The organism is Streptomyces sp. NPDC088910 (genome assembly GCF_044749865.1).
GTDB lineage: Bacteria > Actinomycetota > Actinomycetes > Streptomycetales > Streptomycetaceae > Actinacidiphila.
Genome location: NZ_JBIVIV010000012.1, coordinates 183,157 through 199,970 on the forward strand (window position 1 = coordinate 183,157; position 16,814 = coordinate 199,970).

The window sequence follows — 16,814 nt, forward strand, 5'->3', positions numbered from 1 at the left end:
TACGCGCGAATATCAGCCGCTCGTCGGACGGTCGGCGTGACACGCGCTGGGAGCGCTGCGAGCCCCGCGGGGTCCTACGAACGCGGCGAGCGCCACGGTTCGGCCCGCCGCCCCCGCCGCCCCCGCCGGCCCCGCCGCCCGCGCCGGCCCGCCGGCCCCGCCGCCCCCGCCGCCGTGCCGACGCTCTAGTCGTGCCAGGCGCCCAAGCCGTCCAGCAGCTCCTGGAGCGGTTCGAAGAGGCCGCCGGGGGCCGCGACCGTCAGCTCGCCCGAGGCGGCCTCTCCCGGCCGTCCACCGGTCAGCGCGCCCGCCTCGCGGGCGAAGAGCGCCCCGGCCGCGAAGTCCCAGGGGTTCAGGCCGCGCTCGAAGTACGCGTCCAGTCGCCCGCAGCCCACGTCCGCGAGGTCGATCGCGGCCGAGCCGCCGCGCCGGATGTCCCGGACCCGCGGCAGCAGGGCGCTCACCACCGTCGCCTGCGCCGCCCGGCGCTCGGACAGGTAGCCGAAGCCGGTGCCGACCAGCGCGTGCGAGAAGGCCGGGGCCGGACGGCAGCGGGCCCGCTCGCCGTTGACGAACGCGCCGCCGCCGCGTACCGCCTGGTACGTCTCGCCGCGCATCGGGGCGGCCACCACACCGGCCACCGCCTCGCCGTCCACCTCCGCGGCGATGCTCACCGCCCAGGACGGCAAACCGTAGAGGTAGTTCACCGTGCCGTCGAGCGGGTCGATCACCCAGCGCACCCCGCTGGTGCCCTCGCTGCTCGCGCCCTCCTCGCCGAGGACGCCGTCGTCGGGGCGCAGACCGCTGATGTAGGACGTGATCAGCTTCTCGGCCGCGATGTCCATCTCGGTGACGACGTCGATCGGGCTGGACTTGGTGGCGGCCACGCCCAGATCGGCGGGGCGGCCGTCGCGCAGCAGCTCACCGGCCCTGCGCGCGGCTTCCAGGGCGATCTCCAGCAGCGCGGCGGGCTCGGTCGACGACGCGTCGGGGGTGGGGCTCAACGGGGGGCTCCTTAGTCGGTTCCGGTCACAGCCGGTCTCCGGGCGGGGTCGGTACCTGCCGGTCGTGTCCCGCCGCCCGGCTCCGGTCGGTACCGGTCAGTCGGTTCCGGCGGCGGCGGGCAGCGGGGTCCTGGCCGGGCAGCAGCCCGCGGGACAGATGTCGTGGCTGGGGCCGAGCGCGCCCAGCGCGCAGCGCGCCGGGGCCGCTCCCCGCTCGGTCGCGGCCCGCTCCAGCACCAGGTCGCGCACCGCGACGGCGAAGCGCGGGTCGGCGCCGACGGTCGCGGCGCGGCTGACCGGCAGCCCCAGCTCCGCGGCCTTCGCGACGGCCTCGGTGTCCAGGTCGTACTTCACCTCCATGTGGTCGGAGACGAAGCCGATCGGCACCATGACGACCGCGGGCGCGCCCTGCGCGTGCGCCTGCTCGAGGTGGTCGCAGATGTCCGGCTCCAGCCACGGGATCTGCGGGGAGCCGCTGCGCGACTGGTAGACGAGCTGCCACGGCCGGTCGACGCCGGTCGCGGCGCGTACCGCGTCGGCGATCACCCGGGCGGTGTCCAGGTGCTGCGCGACGTACGCGCCGCCGTCGCCGTGGCCCTCGACGGGTCCCGAGGTGTCGGCGGCCGAGGTGGGGATCGAGTGCGTGGTGAAGGCGAGCCGGGCGCCGTCGCGTACGTCCGCGGGCAGCGCGTCCAGCGCGGCCAGCGTCGCCTCGGTCATCGGCTCGACGAAGCCGGGGTGGTTGAAGTAGTGCCGCAACTTGTCCACCCGCGGCACCGGGAGGCCCTCCCGGGCCAGCACGGCCAGCGAGGCGGCCAGATTCTCGCGGTACTGCCGGCAGCCGGAGTACGAGGCGTAGGCGCTGGTGGCCAGCACCAGGACCCGGCGGTGGCCCGCCCGCGCGATCTCCCGCAGGGCGTCGGTCAGATACGGCGCCCAGTTACGGTTGCCCCAGTAGACCGGCAGGTCGAGGCCGTGCCCGGCGAAGTCCTTGCGGAGCACGTCGAGCAGTTCGCGGTTCTGCGCGTTGATCGGGCTGACGCCGTCGAAGAGGAAGTAGTGCCGCCCGACCTCCTTCAGCCGCTCTTTGGGGATGCCCCGGCCGTGGGTGACGTTCTCCAGGAAGGGCACGACGTCGTCGGGTCCCTCGGGGCCGCCGAAGGAGAGCAGCAGCAGGGCGTCGTACGGCCCGGCGTCGTGGGGGTCGCGCTGAGGCGGCTGATCGGACATGTCATCGATCCTGCCACCCCGCGACGATCTCGCCGCGCTCCGCCTCCCCTGACGGGTGCGCCCGGTCACGCGGTGGCTCGCGGTGGCCGCCGCGGGCGCCCTCCGCGCGGTGGAATCCGCGCGGTGGAATCCGGGGCGCCGCGCGGCACAATTCGGTTGCGCGGACTCGTAAGCTGTACGCGCCAGCTACGTTCCTTACCGAGAATTCGGCGACGCCGCCGGGAGCGCCCTTGTCCAGCCCCTATCGCGCGATCTTCACCGCTCCCGGCACCAAGGCGTTCTCCGCCGCCGGGCTGATCGGGCGGATGCCACTGTCCATGCTGGGCATCGGCATCGTGACGATGATCTCCCAGGTCACCGGGAGGTACGGGCTCGCGGGCGCGCTCGCCGCCGCGCTGGCCCTGTCGGGGGCGGCGATCGGACCGCAGATCTCCCGGCTGGTCGACCGGTACGGACAGCGGCGGGTGCTGCGTCCCGCGAGCGCCGTGACGGTGCTGTCGGTGGCGGCCCTGCTGATCGCGGTGCGGGCCGGTTCGCCGGACTGGGTGTACTTCGTGTGCGCGGTCGGCGCGGGCTGCACGCCGAGCATGGGCGCCATGGTGCGCGCCCGCTGGTCGCGGATCCACCGCGGCTCTCCCGAACTCCTGCACACCGCCTACTCCTTCGAGTCGGTGGTGGACGAGATCGTCTTCATCCTCGGGCCGATCCTGTCGATCGGGCTGTGCACGGCCTGGTTCGCGGAGGCGGGCCCGCTGCTGGCCGCGGTCTTCCTGGGCACCGGCGTACTGCTGCTGACCGCGCAGCACGCCACCGAGCCGCCGCCGCATCCGCGCGACCGCCTCTCGGACCGGTCGGTGCTGCGCGAGCCGGGGCTGCTGGTGGTCACCGGCGTCTTCGTCGGCACCGGGGCGCTGTTCGGCGCGGTCGACGTGGCCACCGTGGCCTTCGCTGACGAGCGCGGGCACAAGGCGCTGGCCAGTCTGGTGCTGGCGACGTACGCCCTGGGATCGTGTCTGGCCGGGCTGGTCTTCGGGCTGATGACCCCGCGCGGGACGCCCACCGGGAGGTTCCTGCTGGGCATCGCGTTGATGACTGTGAGTATGATCCCGCCACTACTGGTCGGAAACTTGCCGTTTCTGGCCGTGGCGCTGTTCTTCTCGGGCCTGACCATCGCTCCGACGATGGTGACCGCGATGGGCCTGATCGAAGGGTTGGTACCGCGGACGAAACTGACCGAGGGCATCACGTGGACCTCCACGGGGATGGCGGTCGGGGTCGCCGCAGGGGCCTCGGTGGCGGGTCGGGTGATCGACTCGCACGGGGCGTCGGCGGCTTTCGCGGTGCCCGCCGCCTCGGCGGTCCTCGCCGTGGCGGTGGCGTTTCTCGGGTATCGCCGGCTCAAGCCGGCGCCGGAGCGGGAGGGGCCGCGCGATGAGCACGACGGGCAGTACGGCACGCACGACAAGCAGGGCCGAACAGAAGGCGTGGCGTAACTGGGCGGGGAACGTCTCCGCCCGGCCGGCGCGGGCCGTGGCGCCCGCCTCCGTGGGCGAACTGGCGGCCGTGCTGCGGCGGGCTGCCGAGGACGGCCTGCCGGTGAAGGCGGTCGGCTCCGGGCACTCCTTCACCGCCGCGGCGGCCACCGACGGGGTGCTGATCCGCCCCGAGGGGCTGACCGCGATCCGCGCCATCGACCGCGCGGCGGGCACCGTCACCGTCGAGTCGGGCGTCCAGCTCAAGCAGTTGAACGCGGCGCTGGCCGCCGAGGGCCTGTCGCTCACGAACATGGGCGACATCATGGAGCAGACGGTGGCGGGCGCCACCAGCACCGGCACGCACGGCACCGGCCGTGACTCCGGTTCGATCGCCGCCCAGATCACCGCGCTCGAACTGGTCACCGCCGACGGCTCGGTGCTGACCTGCTCGGCCGAGGAGAACCCCGACGTCTTCGCCGCCGCCCGGATCGGGCTCGGCGCGCTCGGCGTGGTCAGCGCCGTCACCTTCGCCGTCGAGCCGGTCTTCCTGCTGACCGCGCGCGAGGAGCCGATGGCGTTCGACCGGGTGATGGCGGAGTTCGAGCAGCACGCCACGGAGAACGAGCACTTCGAGTTCTACTGGTTCCCGCACACCGACAGTTGCAACACCAAGCGGAACAACCGCAGCCAGGGCCCGGCCGCGCCCGTCCCCGCCGTACGCGGCTGGATCGACGACGAGCTGCTGTCCAACGGCGTCTTCCAGGCCGCCTGCGTGGTCGGCAGGGCCGCGCCCGCCGTCATCCCCGGCATTGCCAAGCTCTCCAGCCGCGCCCTGTCGGCCCGTTCGTACACCGACATCCCGTACAAGGTCTTCACCAGCCCGCGCCGGGTGCGCTTCGTGGAGATGGAGTACGCGGTGCCGCGCGAGGCGGCGGTCGACGCGATCCGCGAGCTGAAGGCGATGGTCGAGCGGTCCGATTTGCGGATCAGTTTCCCGGTGGAGGTACGGGTCGCGCCCGCGGACGACATCGCGCTGTCGACGGCGTCCGGCCGGGACAGCGCGTACATCGCGGTGCACATGTACCGGGGCAGCCGCTACCAGGAGTACTTCACCGCGGTCGAGAGGATCATGACCGCGCGCGGCGGGCGTCCGCACTGGGGCAAGATGCACACCCGCGACGCGGAATACCTCGCCTCGGCCTATCCGCGCTTCGGCGAATTCACGGCGCTGCGGGACCGGTTGGACCCGGACCGGCGGTTCACGAACGACTACCTCCGGCGGGTGCTGGGCTCGTAGTCGCTTCATACGGGAAAGTCCGCATTTGCACTCGGCGCGCAACCCTTTCGTGTGAGCCGTGCCACTCAACTCCCGCGCTCCTGGCCCAGATTCGACGGCGCGGCAGCCCACCCCGCTGGCCCAAATGGAGTACCGTGGCGAATCCTGGCTCCCGGTTGCCCGTCCGGGTGGTCGGTAGCTGGTCCGGAACGGCGGGAGGGGAGCCCGACGGCACTCGTCCCGGGGTGCCGCGATCGGTCACGCTGAGTGGCCAATCGACCACCGTCCCATAACGGCGTGTCACCGTGTCACCCCGACACGCCGGGTAACTCTGCAAGGTTGTGGCACGCTGCACCCGGGCAGGCCACACTCGTCCAACGGGAGCAGCGACGCACGTGACGTCGGCAGGCACCACCCGGGAGGTAACCGTGCCCGAACTGCGGGTTGTGGCCGTCAGCAATGACGGCACACGACTGGTGCTCAAGGCTGCCGACAGCACGGAATACACACTCCCCATCGACGAACGGCTGCGCGCCGCCGTCCGCAACGACCGGGCCCGTCTCGGACAGATCGAGATCGAGGTCGAGAGCCATCTGCGGCCCCGCGACATCCAGGCACGTATACGTGCGGGTGCGTCGGCGGAAGAGGTCGCGTCGATGGCCGGCATCCCGGTCGAGCGCGTACGGCGCTTCGAGGGTCCCGTCCTGGCCGAGCGCGCCTTCATGGCCGAGCGGGCCAGGAAGACGCCCGTACGCCGCCAGGGCGAGAGCACCGGGCCCCAGCTCGGCGAGGCCGTCGCCGAGCGGCTGTTGCTGCGCGGCGCGGAGAAGGACACCGTCCTGTGGGACTCCTGGCGCCGCGACGACGGCACGTGGGAAGTCCTCCTGGTCTACCGGGTGGCCGGTGAACCGCACTCCGCGAGCTGGACCTACGACCCGCCGCGCCGCCTGGTCGCGGCCGTCGACGACGAGGCCAGGGCGCTGATCGGTGAGAACGCCGCGCAGCAGGAGAGCACGAAGGAACCGAGCTTCCCCTTCGTGCCCAGGATCGCCCGCCTGCCGCGCGACCGGCCTCTCGACCGCGCCCTCGACCGGCAGTTGGAACGGCCCGACCGGCCGGACCGCGCCGACCGCGAGGCCCGTGCCGAGGACCGGCCGGAGCCGGAGGAGCGCGACTCGCTGACCAGCCTGCTCGAAGCGGTGCCCAACTTCCGCGGCGACATGGTCGTGCCCGCGCCTCCGCCGGGCCCGCCGGGTCCTCCGGACGTCGTGCCCGCCGTGGAGCCGGAGGAGGAGACCGAGGAAGAGGCGGCTCCGGCCGCCAGCGCCGGGTCCGCCTACGCCGACGTCCTGATGCCGCGCGCCGTCGCCGGTCACCGCGACCGTCTGGTCGGTACCACCGACCGCCAGGCCGAGGCCGACGGGGTCCGCCCCGGACGCCGGGCCACGGTGCCGAGTTGGGACGAGATCGTGTTCGGGAGCAGGCGCAAGAAGCAGGAGTAGCGCGGGTGGCGCGCGGCTTGGACAGACCGGGAGCCGACGGCCGTCAGGGGCAGCCACCTTGGTGGCTGCCCCTGACGCGTTGTGCGGCGGCTCGCGCGTTACCGGGTCGCGTGCGGCCGGTACGGGGCCCTGCCCGGGCCTGGTAGGGGGTGTCGCTGGGGTCAGCCCGGCTGGGGGCCGGTGGCGACCGGGTTGGCCGGGTCGGCGGACCATTCGCTCCAGGAGCCGACGTAGAGCGCGGCCGGGATCCCGGCCGCGGCGAGGGCGAGGACTTCGTGGGCGCCGGAGACCCCCGAGCCGCAGTAGACGCCCACTTCGGTGTCCGGCCCTGCGCCCAACCCGGTGAAGCGGTCGGTGAGTTCGGCGGCGGGCAGGAACCGGCCGTCGGCGCCGGTGTTCTGCGTGGTGGGTGCGTTGACGGCGCCGGGGATGTGGCCGCCGACGCGGTCGATCGGCTCCGAGTCGCCGCGGTAGCGCTCGGGCGCGCGGGCGTCGAGGAGCACCCCGCGGCGGGCGAGGTCGGCCGCCCCGGCCGCGTCGAGCAGCGGCAGGGCGCCGGTCGCGGGCACGAAGTCCCCCGCGCCCCCCGCGGGTTCGTCCCGGCTCAGCGGGTGTCCGGCCGCGGTCCAGGCCGCGAGGCCGCCGTCGAGGACGCGTACGCGGGTGTGCCCGGCCCAGCGCAGCAGCCACCAGGCGCGGGCCGCGCCCCAGCCCTGCCAGTTGTCGTACACGACGACGTCCCGGTCGCCGCTCACCCCGGCCCGGCGCATGGCGGCGCCGAATTCCTCGGGGTCGGGCAGCGGGTGCCGTCCGCGGGCCCCGGCGGGCCCGGCCAGTTCGGCGTCCAGGTCGACGTACCTTGCGCCGGGTACGTGGCCTTCGAGGTAGGCGGGGTGGCCGGGAGGGCCGCCGAGCTGCCAGCGCACATCGAGGACGGTGACGCCGTCCCGCTCTGCGGCGGAAGCGAGTTCGGTCACGGAGATGAGGGGTTCCATACGCACATTGTGGTCGACCGGTCGTAGCCGCCGTACGGCGGGACACCGTACGGCAACGGCCGCGAAACGGAAGCGACATGACATTTCGGTTGCCGCGCGGCACCAGGGGGATGAATGCGGCGCGGTCACGGCGCGCGCCGCTCCGGGTGGTGCGACGATCGGCTGTGCCACACCATTCCCGACCGGCGGGGCACGCCGTGCCGGCTGCCCGCCAGGAGACCGTAGCCATGACCGAGGTACCGAACCGTCGCCCACCTGGCACCCCTTGCTGGGTCAGCCTCATGGCGCACCGGGCCGACCTTGCGCGCAGTTTCTACGGCGCGCTGTTCGGCTGGGAGTTCGTACCGGGACCGCCCCAACTGGGCACGTACGCCCTCGCCGAGCTGGACGGCCGCCGCATCGCGGGTATCGGCGAGGGGGCGCTGGAGCCGCACCGGCCGGTCGCCTGGACCACGATGCTCGCCTCCGACGACGTGGACGAGACCGCGGAACTGGTCCGCGAATGCGGGGGCACCGTCGGCATCGGCCCCCTCCAGGTCAACGACGAAGGACGGCTCGCCCTCGCCGTCGACCCCTCGGGCGCCGTCTTCGGCGTCTGGCAGGGCGGACTCCTCGGCGGCGCCGAGGCCACCGGCGAGCCCGGCACCCTCGCCTGGAGCGAGTTGGTGACGCGGGACGCCTCGCTCGTCGGCAAGTTCTACGAGGCCGTCTTCGGTCTCGAGGCCGAAGACGCCGCTTCCGACTCCGACGACATCCTGCTCCGCGTCGGCGGCCACCCCGTCGCCGCGATCCACGGCGTCGGCTCCCGCGTCCCGCGCGACCGAGGGGCCCACTGGACGACCCACTTCGCCGTGGCGGACGTCGATGACGCCGCCGCCCGCGTCACGGCCCTCGGCGGCCACGTCATCCACCCCGCCCACCCGTCCCCCCACGGCCGCACCGCCACCCTCACCGACCCCGAAGGCGCCCCCTTCACCCTCCAGAGCCCGCCGTAGCCCCCGTCCCCCTCGCAACGCGCCGCGGCCCGCCCCTGCACCTGCCGGGGCGGGCCGCGCTGTGTGCGCCGTGAGGGCGCGTCGACCGTCAGAACATGGCCGACGAACCGCCTATGACGGACGGGATGCAAATGGAGGCGAAGGCCGCGAAGGCGACCACACCGCACACAACGCCGACGACCTTGGCGGCAAGTGACTGCTTCATGTCTCTTTGTTCCTCGTTCTGTTGAAGAAATGAGGGTGCTGAGGTACAGCGGGAGAGACTGCCCGAACGATCATCAACCGCGCAAGCTAGGGCCAATGCGCTGATCTTGGACATATGTCACTGGCACCTGCTTCAGGCATATGCAAAACTGCACGCGATGCGTGAACCCGTCGCGGCCCGGCCGCGCTTAGCAGAAGGCACCGTCGCGCGAGCGAACCTTCGGGGATTTCCCGCGTGCGTGAGCGCGGAGGTGGTATGGCCCCGTGACGCACCGTCGTGTCATGCTCACTCTTCAGAGCGTGCCCATCGGCCGGAGGGGCAACGATGGAGGTTCATCTTCTTGGCGCGGTCGAGTTATCGGCGCGAGGCTCGGTCGTACGGCTCGGTTCGGACAGAGAACGCTGTCTGCTCGCGTCGCTCGCTCTCGACGTCGGCCGCCCGGTCAGTCAGGACGTCCTCGTCGGGCGGCTGTGGGACGACGAACCGCCCAAGACGGCCCGCGCCAACCTCCACACGTACATCTCGCGGCTGCGGCACGCCCTGCGCACGGTCGGCGCGGCGACGGCCCAGCGCTCCAAGCCGCCCGCGGTGATCACCCTGCGGGCGCACACGTACACGCTGGAAGCGGAGTCGGAGAGCGTCGACTGGCACCGGTTCGTGCGGCTGTCGCGGGAGGCGGCGGTCGCCGCGCGAGCGGGGGAGGACACACGGGCGCTGGACGGCCTGGACGCGGCCGAGGGGCTGTGGATCGGTGAGGCGCTGGCGGGACTGCCGGGAATCTGGCCGCAGTCGGCGCGGGACATGATGGCCGAGCGGCGGCTCGCCACGGTGCACACCCGGCTGGCGCTGCGCTTACGGCTCGGGCACTTCGCCGATGTCGTCTCCGAGGCATCGGAGCTGACGGGCCGTCATCCACTGGACGAGACCCTGGCACGGCAGTTGATGGTCGCCCTCTACGCGGTCGGGCGGCATGCCGAGTCGCTGGCCGTCTACCAGCGGGCCCGCACCCTCTTCCGCGCCCAGCTCGGCAGCGAGCCGGGCGAGCCCCTGGCACGGGTGCACGGACAGATCCTCCGCCGGACCGCGCTCCCCGACCTCATCCCCGGCCTGCGCCCGCCCGCGCCGCGGCCCTCGGCGCCGCCGACGGCCGAGCCCGTCGAGGTGACCGCACCGCCGGTACGGGCCGCGCCGCGCCATCTGCCCAGCCGCAGGCAGGAGTTGGTCGGCCGGGAACAGGAGATCAGCCGTCTCTTACGGGCCGGGCACCGGTCGGGCGGCTCGGGCTGGGTCATCGCCATCGAGGCCATATCCGGCATGGCGGGCGTCGGCAAGAGCACCCTCGCCCTGCACGCGGCCCACCGGCTCGGCGACAGCTTCCCCGACGGCTCGGTCTTCGTGGACCTTCGCGGACACTCCGTCGCCCAGTCGCCGTTGACCACCGAGGAGGCGCTGGCCGCGCTGCTGCGGGGCTTCGAGGTACCGCCGCAGGAGATCCGCCCCGACCTCCAGGCGCGCACCGCGCAGTGGCAGACGCTCGTGGCGGGAAAGCGCGCGGTCATCGTGCTGGACGACGCCGCCGGCACACGGCAGGTGCTCCCGCTGCTGCCCGACGGCTCACCCTCGCTCGTGCTGATCACCAGCAGGCACCGGCTGGTCGAACTGCCCGCCGCCCACCCGCTGTTCGTGGACGTGCTGCCGCTCGACGACGCCGTCGGCCTCTTCCAGCGGCTGGTCGGGCCGGAGCGCGCCACGGACACCGACCGGATCGCCGACATCGTGACCCGCTGCGGTCTGCTCCCGCTGGCCGTCGAGATCACGGCCAGCAGATTCAAGGCCAGACCCTCCTGGGACCTGGACCATCTGATGGAGCGGCTGTCCCGCAGCCCCGGCAGACTTCAGGAACTGCGCGACGGATACCGCGAAGTGGCCGTCGCCTTCGAGATGTCGTACCACGCGCTCACCCCCGAGCAGCGCTCCGCCTTCCGCAGGCTCAGCCTGCACCCCGGGCCCGACTTCGGCCTGTACGCCGCCGCCGCGGTCATCGGCGAACCGCTGGACCGCACCGAACGCCTCATCGAGGACCTGCTCGAGTACTGCCTGCTCCAGGAGCCCCGGACGGAGCGGTACCGCTTCCACGACCTGCTCGGCGAATTCGCCGCCACGCTGGCGGGGCTGGAGGAGCCGGCGGAGGAACGTGACGCGGCCCTGCGGCGGTTGGGCGGCTACGCGCTACGGGCCGCCGACCGCGCCGACCGGCTGCTGCACCCGCACCGCAACCGGCTGGGACAACTCGCACCGCAGGGACGGGTGAGCGTCCCCCGTATGGCGGACGCCGCCGCGGCCCGCACCTGGCTCGGCGCCGAACTCGAAGGCGCGCTGACGGTCGAACGCGGCCTCCGCCAGCAGGGACACGTCCGGCAGGCGGCTCAACTGGCCCACGCGTTGGGCGAACTGGCGGACTCCGAGGGCTACTGGCGGGAAGGCGTGACCATGCACGAGGCCGCCGCCGCGCACTGGCGGGCCGCCGACCAGCCGCGGGCGGAGGCCCGCGCGCTGCTCGACCTGGCCACCGCCCACGCCCGCGTGAGCCGCTACCCGCAGTCGGCCGAGGCCGTCGAGCGCGCCCTCGCCCTGGCCCGCGGCTGCGAGGACGACGTCGTGACGGCGGAGGCGCTCGGGCAACTCGGCGTCCTGCAATGGCATGTCGGTGAATACGACGCGGGCCTGGTGCTGCACCAGGAGTGCCTGGAGCTGCGGCGCCGCTCCGGTGACATCCGCGGCTGCGGCAGGAGTCTGAACAACGTCGGCATCGTGCACCTCTCCATGGGCGACTATCGCGGCGCTCTGGAGAACTTCACCGCCGCGCTGGCGGCGGTGCGCGAGGCCGGTGACGTCGAACTCCAGGCGACCTTCGTGAACAACCTGGCCGAATTCCACCTCAGGACCGGGGACACGGACTCGGCCCGTGCCTGCTTCAAGGAGGCCCTGGTGATCGGGGCGGTCGTGCTCAGCGAGACCGACCGGGCGGTGATCAGGACCAATCTGGCCGTCGCGCTGGGGGAGTTGGGCGACCCGGAAGCGGCCCTGGAACTGGGCAGGACGGCCCTCACCACCTTCCGCCGCACCGGGGGCGTACGGCACGAGGCGCACGCCCTCAATGTGCTCGGCAAGGTGCTGCTGGGCGCGGGCCTGTGGCAGGAGGCGAAGGCCCACCACGAGGACGCGCTGCGTCTGGCCCGGGGGATCGGCGCCAGTCACGAAGAGGCCGCGGCCCTGCGCGGCACCGGAACCGTGGAGCGCGTCCTCGGTGAATTCCCCGAGGCCCGGATGCATTTGGAGGCCGCGGCGGCCCTCGCCCGGCGCATTCAGGCACCCGAGGAGGAGGCGCTGGCCACCGACGTACTGGCCCGGCTGCTGTGGGACGAGGGACGGGCGGAGGAGGCCCGCGCGTTGTGGCGGCACGCCCTGGCCCTTTTCGAACCGCTGAATCCGCTGGAGGCGGACCGGATCAGGCGCTCCCTGGCCCGCGACGACCAGGACGGCTCCGGCTGGTGGCCGAAGGAGGCGTAGGCGCACGGAGTACCGAGCACGGGCATCGGACGGCGGGACAGCAGGGCCGCGTTTGCGCGCGGCCCGACGGCAGAGCGGGGGAGAGCGGCTGTGGAGGCGATCGGTCGCGGGGACGTCGAGGCCGCGCTGCGGCGGGCGGACGCGGCGGGGCGGACGACGGCGGAGGAACTGCTGCGGGAGGCCGTTGACCTGCTCGCGGCGGAGAGCGCCACCGCGCTCGACGGGACGTCCCCGGCCGACCCCGCCGATCCGGCGCGGACGCTGAGCGCCGCCGCGGCCGTCAGCGACACGCTCCGCCGACGCCTGGCGCGGTGGATCGCGTCGACGGCCGCCGACAGCACCGGCACCGCCGGCCCCCGGCACCCCGGTCCCCCAGCGGTCGACGCGCCGCACGCCCCGCCCGCCGACCGCCTGGTCAACACTGTCACCGGCGGCGACCACCGGGGAGGCGTCGTCCAGGGACACACCATCGGCGACGTCCACTGGCACGCCGCTCCGGCGCCCGTGGCGTTGCCGACTCCGCGGCAGTTGATCCCCGCCCCTCGCCGTCTGTCCGGCAGGACAAGGGAGTTGGCGGATCTCGACGCCATGCTGCGCGGCGAATTCCGCGCGGGTCCCCTGGTCGCCGTCGTCAACGGGCCTGCGGGAGTGGGCAAGACGGCCCTGGCCGCGTACTGGCTGCGCAGCGTCGCCGCGGACTTCCCCGACGGGCAGATCTACGTCGACCTGCGGGGGCACGCCCCCGAGGGCCCGGCGGCGCCTCCCGAGGCACTGGGCATGTTCCTGCGCGCCTTCGGGATGACGGCGATCCCCGGCGACCCGGCCGAACTCGCCTCCCTGTGGCGGTCCGTCACCGCGAGCCGCCGCCTGCTCCTCATGCTCGACAACGCCATCTCCGCCGCCCAGGTCAGGCCGCTGCTGCCGGGCTCCGAGCAGAGCGTCGTGGTCGTGACCAGCAGGCGGAGGCTGACCGGTCTCGGTTTGGAGGGCGCGGTCTTCCACCCGGTCGGGGTGCTGGACGCCGAGGCGTCCGCGGACATCCTCGCCCAGCGGGTGGGCGTCCTGCGGACCGAGGCGGAGCCCGCGGCCGTGCGCCGGGTGATCGACTCCTGCGGCGGCCTGGCCCTGGCCGTCTGCGTCGCCGCCGCGCGGATGGCGGCCCGCCCCGGCCAGCCGCTGGCGGCGACGGCCGAAGCCCTCGACCGCGGGGAGCAGAGCCTCGCGGAACTGCGGATCGGAGAAGAAGCCGCTGTGCAGAGCGCCCTCGACGCGTCCTACCGCCTGCTGCCGGAGGACGCCGCCGCGTTGTACCGGCTGCTGGGCGTACTGCCCTTCGCCGACGTGGGCCTGCCGCTGGCCGCCGCCGCGACCGGCCGCGGCGAGGCCGTCGCCGACCGGCTGCTGGAAACGCTGGCCGAGGCCAGCCTGTTGGAGGAGGCGGCGGGCGGACGGCACCGCTTCCACGACCTGGTGCGCCTGCACGCCCGCGGCCTCGCGGAGGCGCGCGACCCGGAGCCGGTCCGTACGGCCGCCGTACGCCGGGCGCTGGAGTGGTACCTGGCGACGGCGACGGCCGCGGAGGAGCTGATCAGCCCGTCCCACCGCACCTTGGACCGCGACTACCCGGCACTGTCCCCCGACCGGGCCCACGCCTTCACCGAGGAGAAGCGGGCGCTCGCCTGGCTGGCGGCCGAGCAGCACCACCTCATGACGGCGGTGCGGCTGTCCGCCGCGCGCGGCTGGGACGGCCTGTGCTGGCAACTGGTGGACGCCCTGTGGCCGCTGTGGCTGCGGCTCAGGCCCTACGCGCTGTGGGTCGAGGCGCACCGACTCGGCCTGGAGGCGGCCCGCCGCGCCGGGCACACGCCGGGCGAACTGCGGATGCTGACCTCCGGTGCCACCGGTCTGTGCGACTGCGGCGCCACGGACGAGGCGATCGTGTGGTTCGGCCAGGCGCTCGACCTGGCGCGGTCGGCGGGGGACCGGCTCGGCGAGGCCCAGGCACTCCACGGCCTCGGCCAGTCCCACCACTACGCCCGGCGGCTCGACGAAGCGGCGGACTGGTTCGGCCGGGCCCTGCGGCTGCGCGAGGAGATCGGCTACGTCCGCGGCGCCGCGCTCTCCCGGATGTCCCTCGGCGACACCGCCCGGCTGGCCGGCCGTCCGGAAGCCGCCGTCGCGGCGCTGCGCCAGGCGCGGGCCGACCTGCTGGCACTGCCCGACGCGTACGAGGCGAACCGGGCGCTGGCGCTGCTCGGCCGCGCGCTCGGGGAGGCGGGCAGGACCGGTGAGGCCGAGACCTGTCTGCGGCAGGCAGCCGCGGAATTCGAGGCGCGCGGTTCGGTGCACTGGGAGGCGTACAGCCTGGACATGCTCGGTGTGGTCCTCCAGCGGGCCGACCGCCCGGACGACGCGAGGCGTGCGTACGAGCGGTCGGTCGCGCTCTACGAGAGCGTCGGGGCCTCCGACACGGACCGGGTCACGGCCCGGATCGCGGAGCTGGACGCCGGACCGGGTACGGCACCCGAGCCGGATCCGCCCGTCGGCTCCGGCACGAGGTGAACGGCCCACCGGCCGGCCCCGCCGGGACCTCGTGAGGCCGCCGCGACCAGCAGTGGACGGTTCAGCGGCAGCCGGGCAGCGGCGCACGCGTGCAGGAGCGACCCGACGGCGGCCGTGGCGGCGCCCCCGCGGACCGTCCCGCACCCGCCCGGGGGCCCGGACGCGTACACCGTCAGCGGGGGAGCGCCGGTGACGGCGGCGAGCCACGCGGAGCCCCCGCCGCCGTATCCCGCGCAGACCGCCAGGACGCCGGGATGACGGCGGAACACCCGCCGCGTCCAGGCGAGCGCGACGGCCCGGGAAGGCAGCGGCAGACCGTGCCACAGCACGTCGGCGCTGTCCCGCCAGGGCACGCAACGGGCGTCGTCCCAGCGGACGCTCAGGTGCTCGTCGGCGAAGGCGCCCCCGAACGGCGCCCCGTCACCGCCCACCAGCAGTTCCACCCGGACCTCGCGGCACCCCGGCACGGCGTGCCCGGAATCCCGGCTCACGGTGACCCGCCGCCCTCGGCCGATGCCACGGGCGGCGGCAGCGGGTCGGGGAGATCCAGTTCCCGCGTCTCCGGCTCGTGGGCGGGCTCGCCCAGCTCCAGCAGCCGGTACATCAACCGCCGCATCCGGCCGTTGAAGCGGCCCGGCTCCGAGGAGATCCGCGCGGCGATCCTGCGGTACGCGCGCCGGTCGTAGTGGTCGCGCGCGTAACGGAGCTGCCGCGACAGCGAATGCGTCAGGGAGATCGCCGGCGCGAGGGCCGCCAGCGCCGCTCCCGGCGAGTGCGGATTGACGTCCTGACCGGGAAAGCGGGCCATCACGATCGGGACGTCGCACATCGCCGCGTACAGCGTCAGCGAGCCGTGGTCGCCGATCACCGCGTCCGCCGCGACCAGCAGCGGACGCCAGTCGACATCGGGCGCGATCGGCTGAACGGCCTGCCGGCCGTCGCCCGCCAGCCACGCGCGCACCTGCCATCCGCCGTGGCCCGCCCAGGCGTTGGGGTGCAGCAGCAGATACGTACGGAAGCCGTCCGCCGGGTCCAGGTCGGCGAGCACCCGCGGCAGCAGTGCCTCCAGCCGGTTGAAGCTCGACCCGAGGCCCCAGGTGGAACAGACCAGCACCAGCTTCTCCCCGTCCCGCAGGCCCAGCGCCCTGCGGTACTCGTCCCGGCGCCCCAGGCTGCGCGCGATCCGGTCGTACGAGGCGTCCCCGACCACCTCGGCGATGGGCAGCGCCTCGGGGCAGGACCGCGACAGCAGCGCCAGGTCGTCGCGGTGGGCGAGCGCGTACGCGGCCGGGACCACGCGGTCGCCGATCATCAGGAAGTCCCTGGCCAGACCGCTGACGCCGCGCCGAGCCGCGCCGGACGGCCCGGACAGCTTCATGTGACCCGCGCCGTGCGGGATCCGCAGCAGGGGGCCGCGCAACTGTTCAAGGCCCTGGGAGCCCGCGGCCAGCACCAGGTCGTACTCCTCGGTCACCGCCTCGGACCAGGGCAGCACCTGGGCGTCCAGCGCCGTCAGGAAGGCGCCGACACCCGGGTTGAAGGCGTGCGGGGCGATGGTGAAGCGTACGTGGATCCGCAGATCGGAGCGGAGCAGTTCGAACACGTCCTTGAGCCGCTGCCCGTACACCACGGTGTGCACCACGACCAGGACTCGCTTGCAGTCGGACAGTGTGGACCACCGTCCGGGATCGCGTATGGCCGGGCCGGTAAGCCCGTCTACCGCTGACATGGGTGAAACCCCCCGAAGTGAGTCTTCTCTCCTGCGACCGGTGCCCGGCCGCAGGAAGCGGCTTGCCCGGGGCGTCTGGCGGAAGGCTTGCCAAACCCTTGCCGAAACCTTGCCCGGCAGGCCGGGGGACGGGCGGTCTTGGGACCCGGGGGGAGCGAACGGGCCGCGACGGCGCGAAGTCCGCGCCCGGCGCAGCGTTCTCCGGGTCACGCTCGCGGCAACGGCCCGGTCCCGCTCGGGGCGTCAAGACGCCGTCAAGGTCGCCCCGGGG

At 73.9% G+C, this 16,814-nt stretch carries 11 protein-coding genes; 6 read left to right on the top strand and 5 right to left on the bottom strand.

Annotated elements, in window-relative coordinates:
• Positions 1-185 precede the first annotated feature (185 nt).
• Positions 186-1,004 carry an inositol monophosphatase family protein gene (locus tag ACIP4Z_RS26200; protein WP_355338470.1) on the bottom strand — a complete coding sequence of 273 codons (819 nt, stop codon included), beginning with the start codon at positions 1,002-1,004 and terminating at the stop codon, positions 186-188.
• A 96-nt stretch (positions 1,005-1,100) separates the two neighbouring features.
• A complete protein-coding gene (locus tag ACIP4Z_RS26205) occupies positions 1,101-2,234 on the bottom strand; it encodes a ferrochelatase (RefSeq protein WP_401312040.1) in 1,134 nt (377 codons plus the stop codon).
• Positions 2,235-2,464: 230 nt separating this feature from the next.
• Here ACIP4Z_RS26205 and ACIP4Z_RS26210 point away from each other — a divergent pair, with 230 nt between their 5' ends.
• The 3 genes from ACIP4Z_RS26210 (at position 2,465) to sepH (ending at position 6,487) form a co-directional block, all read left to right on the top strand.
• Positions 2,465-3,727 (top strand): MFS transporter, encoded by a 1,263-nt coding sequence (locus ACIP4Z_RS26210; protein ID WP_391048896.1) that lies wholly within the window; start codon positions 2,465-2,467, stop codon positions 3,725-3,727.
• Entirely contained in the window at positions 3,666-5,006 is a 1,341-nt protein-coding gene (locus ACIP4Z_RS26215; RefSeq protein WP_355338479.1) for a D-arabinono-1,4-lactone oxidase, read from the top strand. Before ACIP4Z_RS26210 ends, ACIP4Z_RS26215 begins: the two co-directional genes overlap by 62 nt.
• Positions 5,007-5,380: 374 nt before the next feature.
• The gene (sepH, locus tag ACIP4Z_RS26220) at positions 5,381-6,487 is read left to right on the top strand and encodes a septation protein SepH (protein ID WP_355338482.1); all 1,107 of its coding nucleotides are present in this window, start codon (positions 5,381-5,383) and stop codon (positions 6,485-6,487) included.
• A 161-nt stretch (positions 6,488-6,648) separates the two neighbouring features.
• On the opposite strand, the gene ACIP4Z_RS26225 is transcribed toward sepH, so the two are convergent.
• Entirely contained in the window at positions 6,649-7,482 is an 834-nt protein-coding gene (locus tag ACIP4Z_RS26225) for a sulfurtransferase (RefSeq protein WP_401312045.1), read from the bottom strand.
• Between the two features lie 227 nt (positions 7,483-7,709).
• Here ACIP4Z_RS26225 and ACIP4Z_RS26230 point away from each other — a divergent pair, with 227 nt between their 5' ends.
• From ACIP4Z_RS26230 to ACIP4Z_RS26240, 3 genes are all read left to right on the top strand, one after another.
• Entirely contained in the window at positions 7,710-8,477 is a 768-nt protein-coding gene (locus ACIP4Z_RS26230; RefSeq protein ID WP_401312048.1) for a VOC family protein, read from the top strand.
• Between the two features lie 529 nt (positions 8,478-9,006).
• Complete coding sequence (locus ACIP4Z_RS26235; RefSeq protein ID WP_401312051.1) at positions 9,007-12,252, top strand: AfsR/SARP family transcriptional regulator; 3,246 nt, start codon at positions 9,007-9,009, stop codon at positions 12,250-12,252.
• Between the two features lie 90 nt (positions 12,253-12,342).
• Entirely contained in the window at positions 12,343-14,814 is a 2,472-nt protein-coding gene (locus ACIP4Z_RS26240; RefSeq protein WP_401312054.1) for an ATP-binding protein, read from the top strand.
• Here ACIP4Z_RS26240 and ACIP4Z_RS26245 read toward each other — a convergent pair.
• Both ACIP4Z_RS26245 and ACIP4Z_RS26250 read right to left on the bottom strand, forming a co-directional pair.
• Positions 14,697-15,305, bottom strand: coding sequence for a hypothetical protein (locus tag ACIP4Z_RS26245; RefSeq protein WP_401312057.1), 609 nt, complete (start codon positions 15,303-15,305; stop codon positions 14,697-14,699). The two genes, ACIP4Z_RS26240 and ACIP4Z_RS26245, sit on opposite strands and share 118 nt — an antisense overlap.
• Positions 15,302-16,543 (bottom strand): hypothetical protein, encoded by a 1,242-nt coding sequence (locus ACIP4Z_RS26250; RefSeq protein ID WP_355338500.1) that lies wholly within the window; start codon positions 16,541-16,543, stop codon positions 15,302-15,304. Before ACIP4Z_RS26250 ends, ACIP4Z_RS26245 begins: the two co-directional genes overlap by 4 nt.
• Positions 16,544-16,814 lie beyond the last annotated feature (271 nt).

Excerpts from the sequence above, each read along its gene's own strand:
- ACIP4Z_RS26250 (WP_355338500.1), bottom strand. The coding sequence starts at position 16,543 with ATGTCAGCGGTAGACGGGCTTACCGGCCCGGCCATACGCGATCCCGGA.
- ACIP4Z_RS26205 (WP_401312040.1), bottom strand. The coding sequence starts at position 2,234 with ATGTCCGATCAGCCGCCTCAGCGCGACCCCCACGACGCCGGGCCGTAC.
- ACIP4Z_RS26215 (WP_355338479.1), top strand. The coding sequence starts at position 3,666 with ATGAGCACGACGGGCAGTACGGCACGCACGACAAGCAGGGCCGAACAG.
- ACIP4Z_RS26225 (WP_401312045.1), bottom strand. The coding sequence starts at position 7,482 with ATGGAACCCCTCATCTCCGTGACCGAACTCGCTTCCGCCGCAGAGCGG.
- ACIP4Z_RS26230 (WP_401312048.1), top strand. The coding sequence starts at position 7,710 with ATGACCGAGGTACCGAACCGTCGCCCACCTGGCACCCCTTGCTGGGTC.
- ACIP4Z_RS26235 (WP_401312051.1), top strand. The coding sequence starts at position 9,007 with ATGGAGGTTCATCTTCTTGGCGCGGTCGAGTTATCGGCGCGAGGCTCG.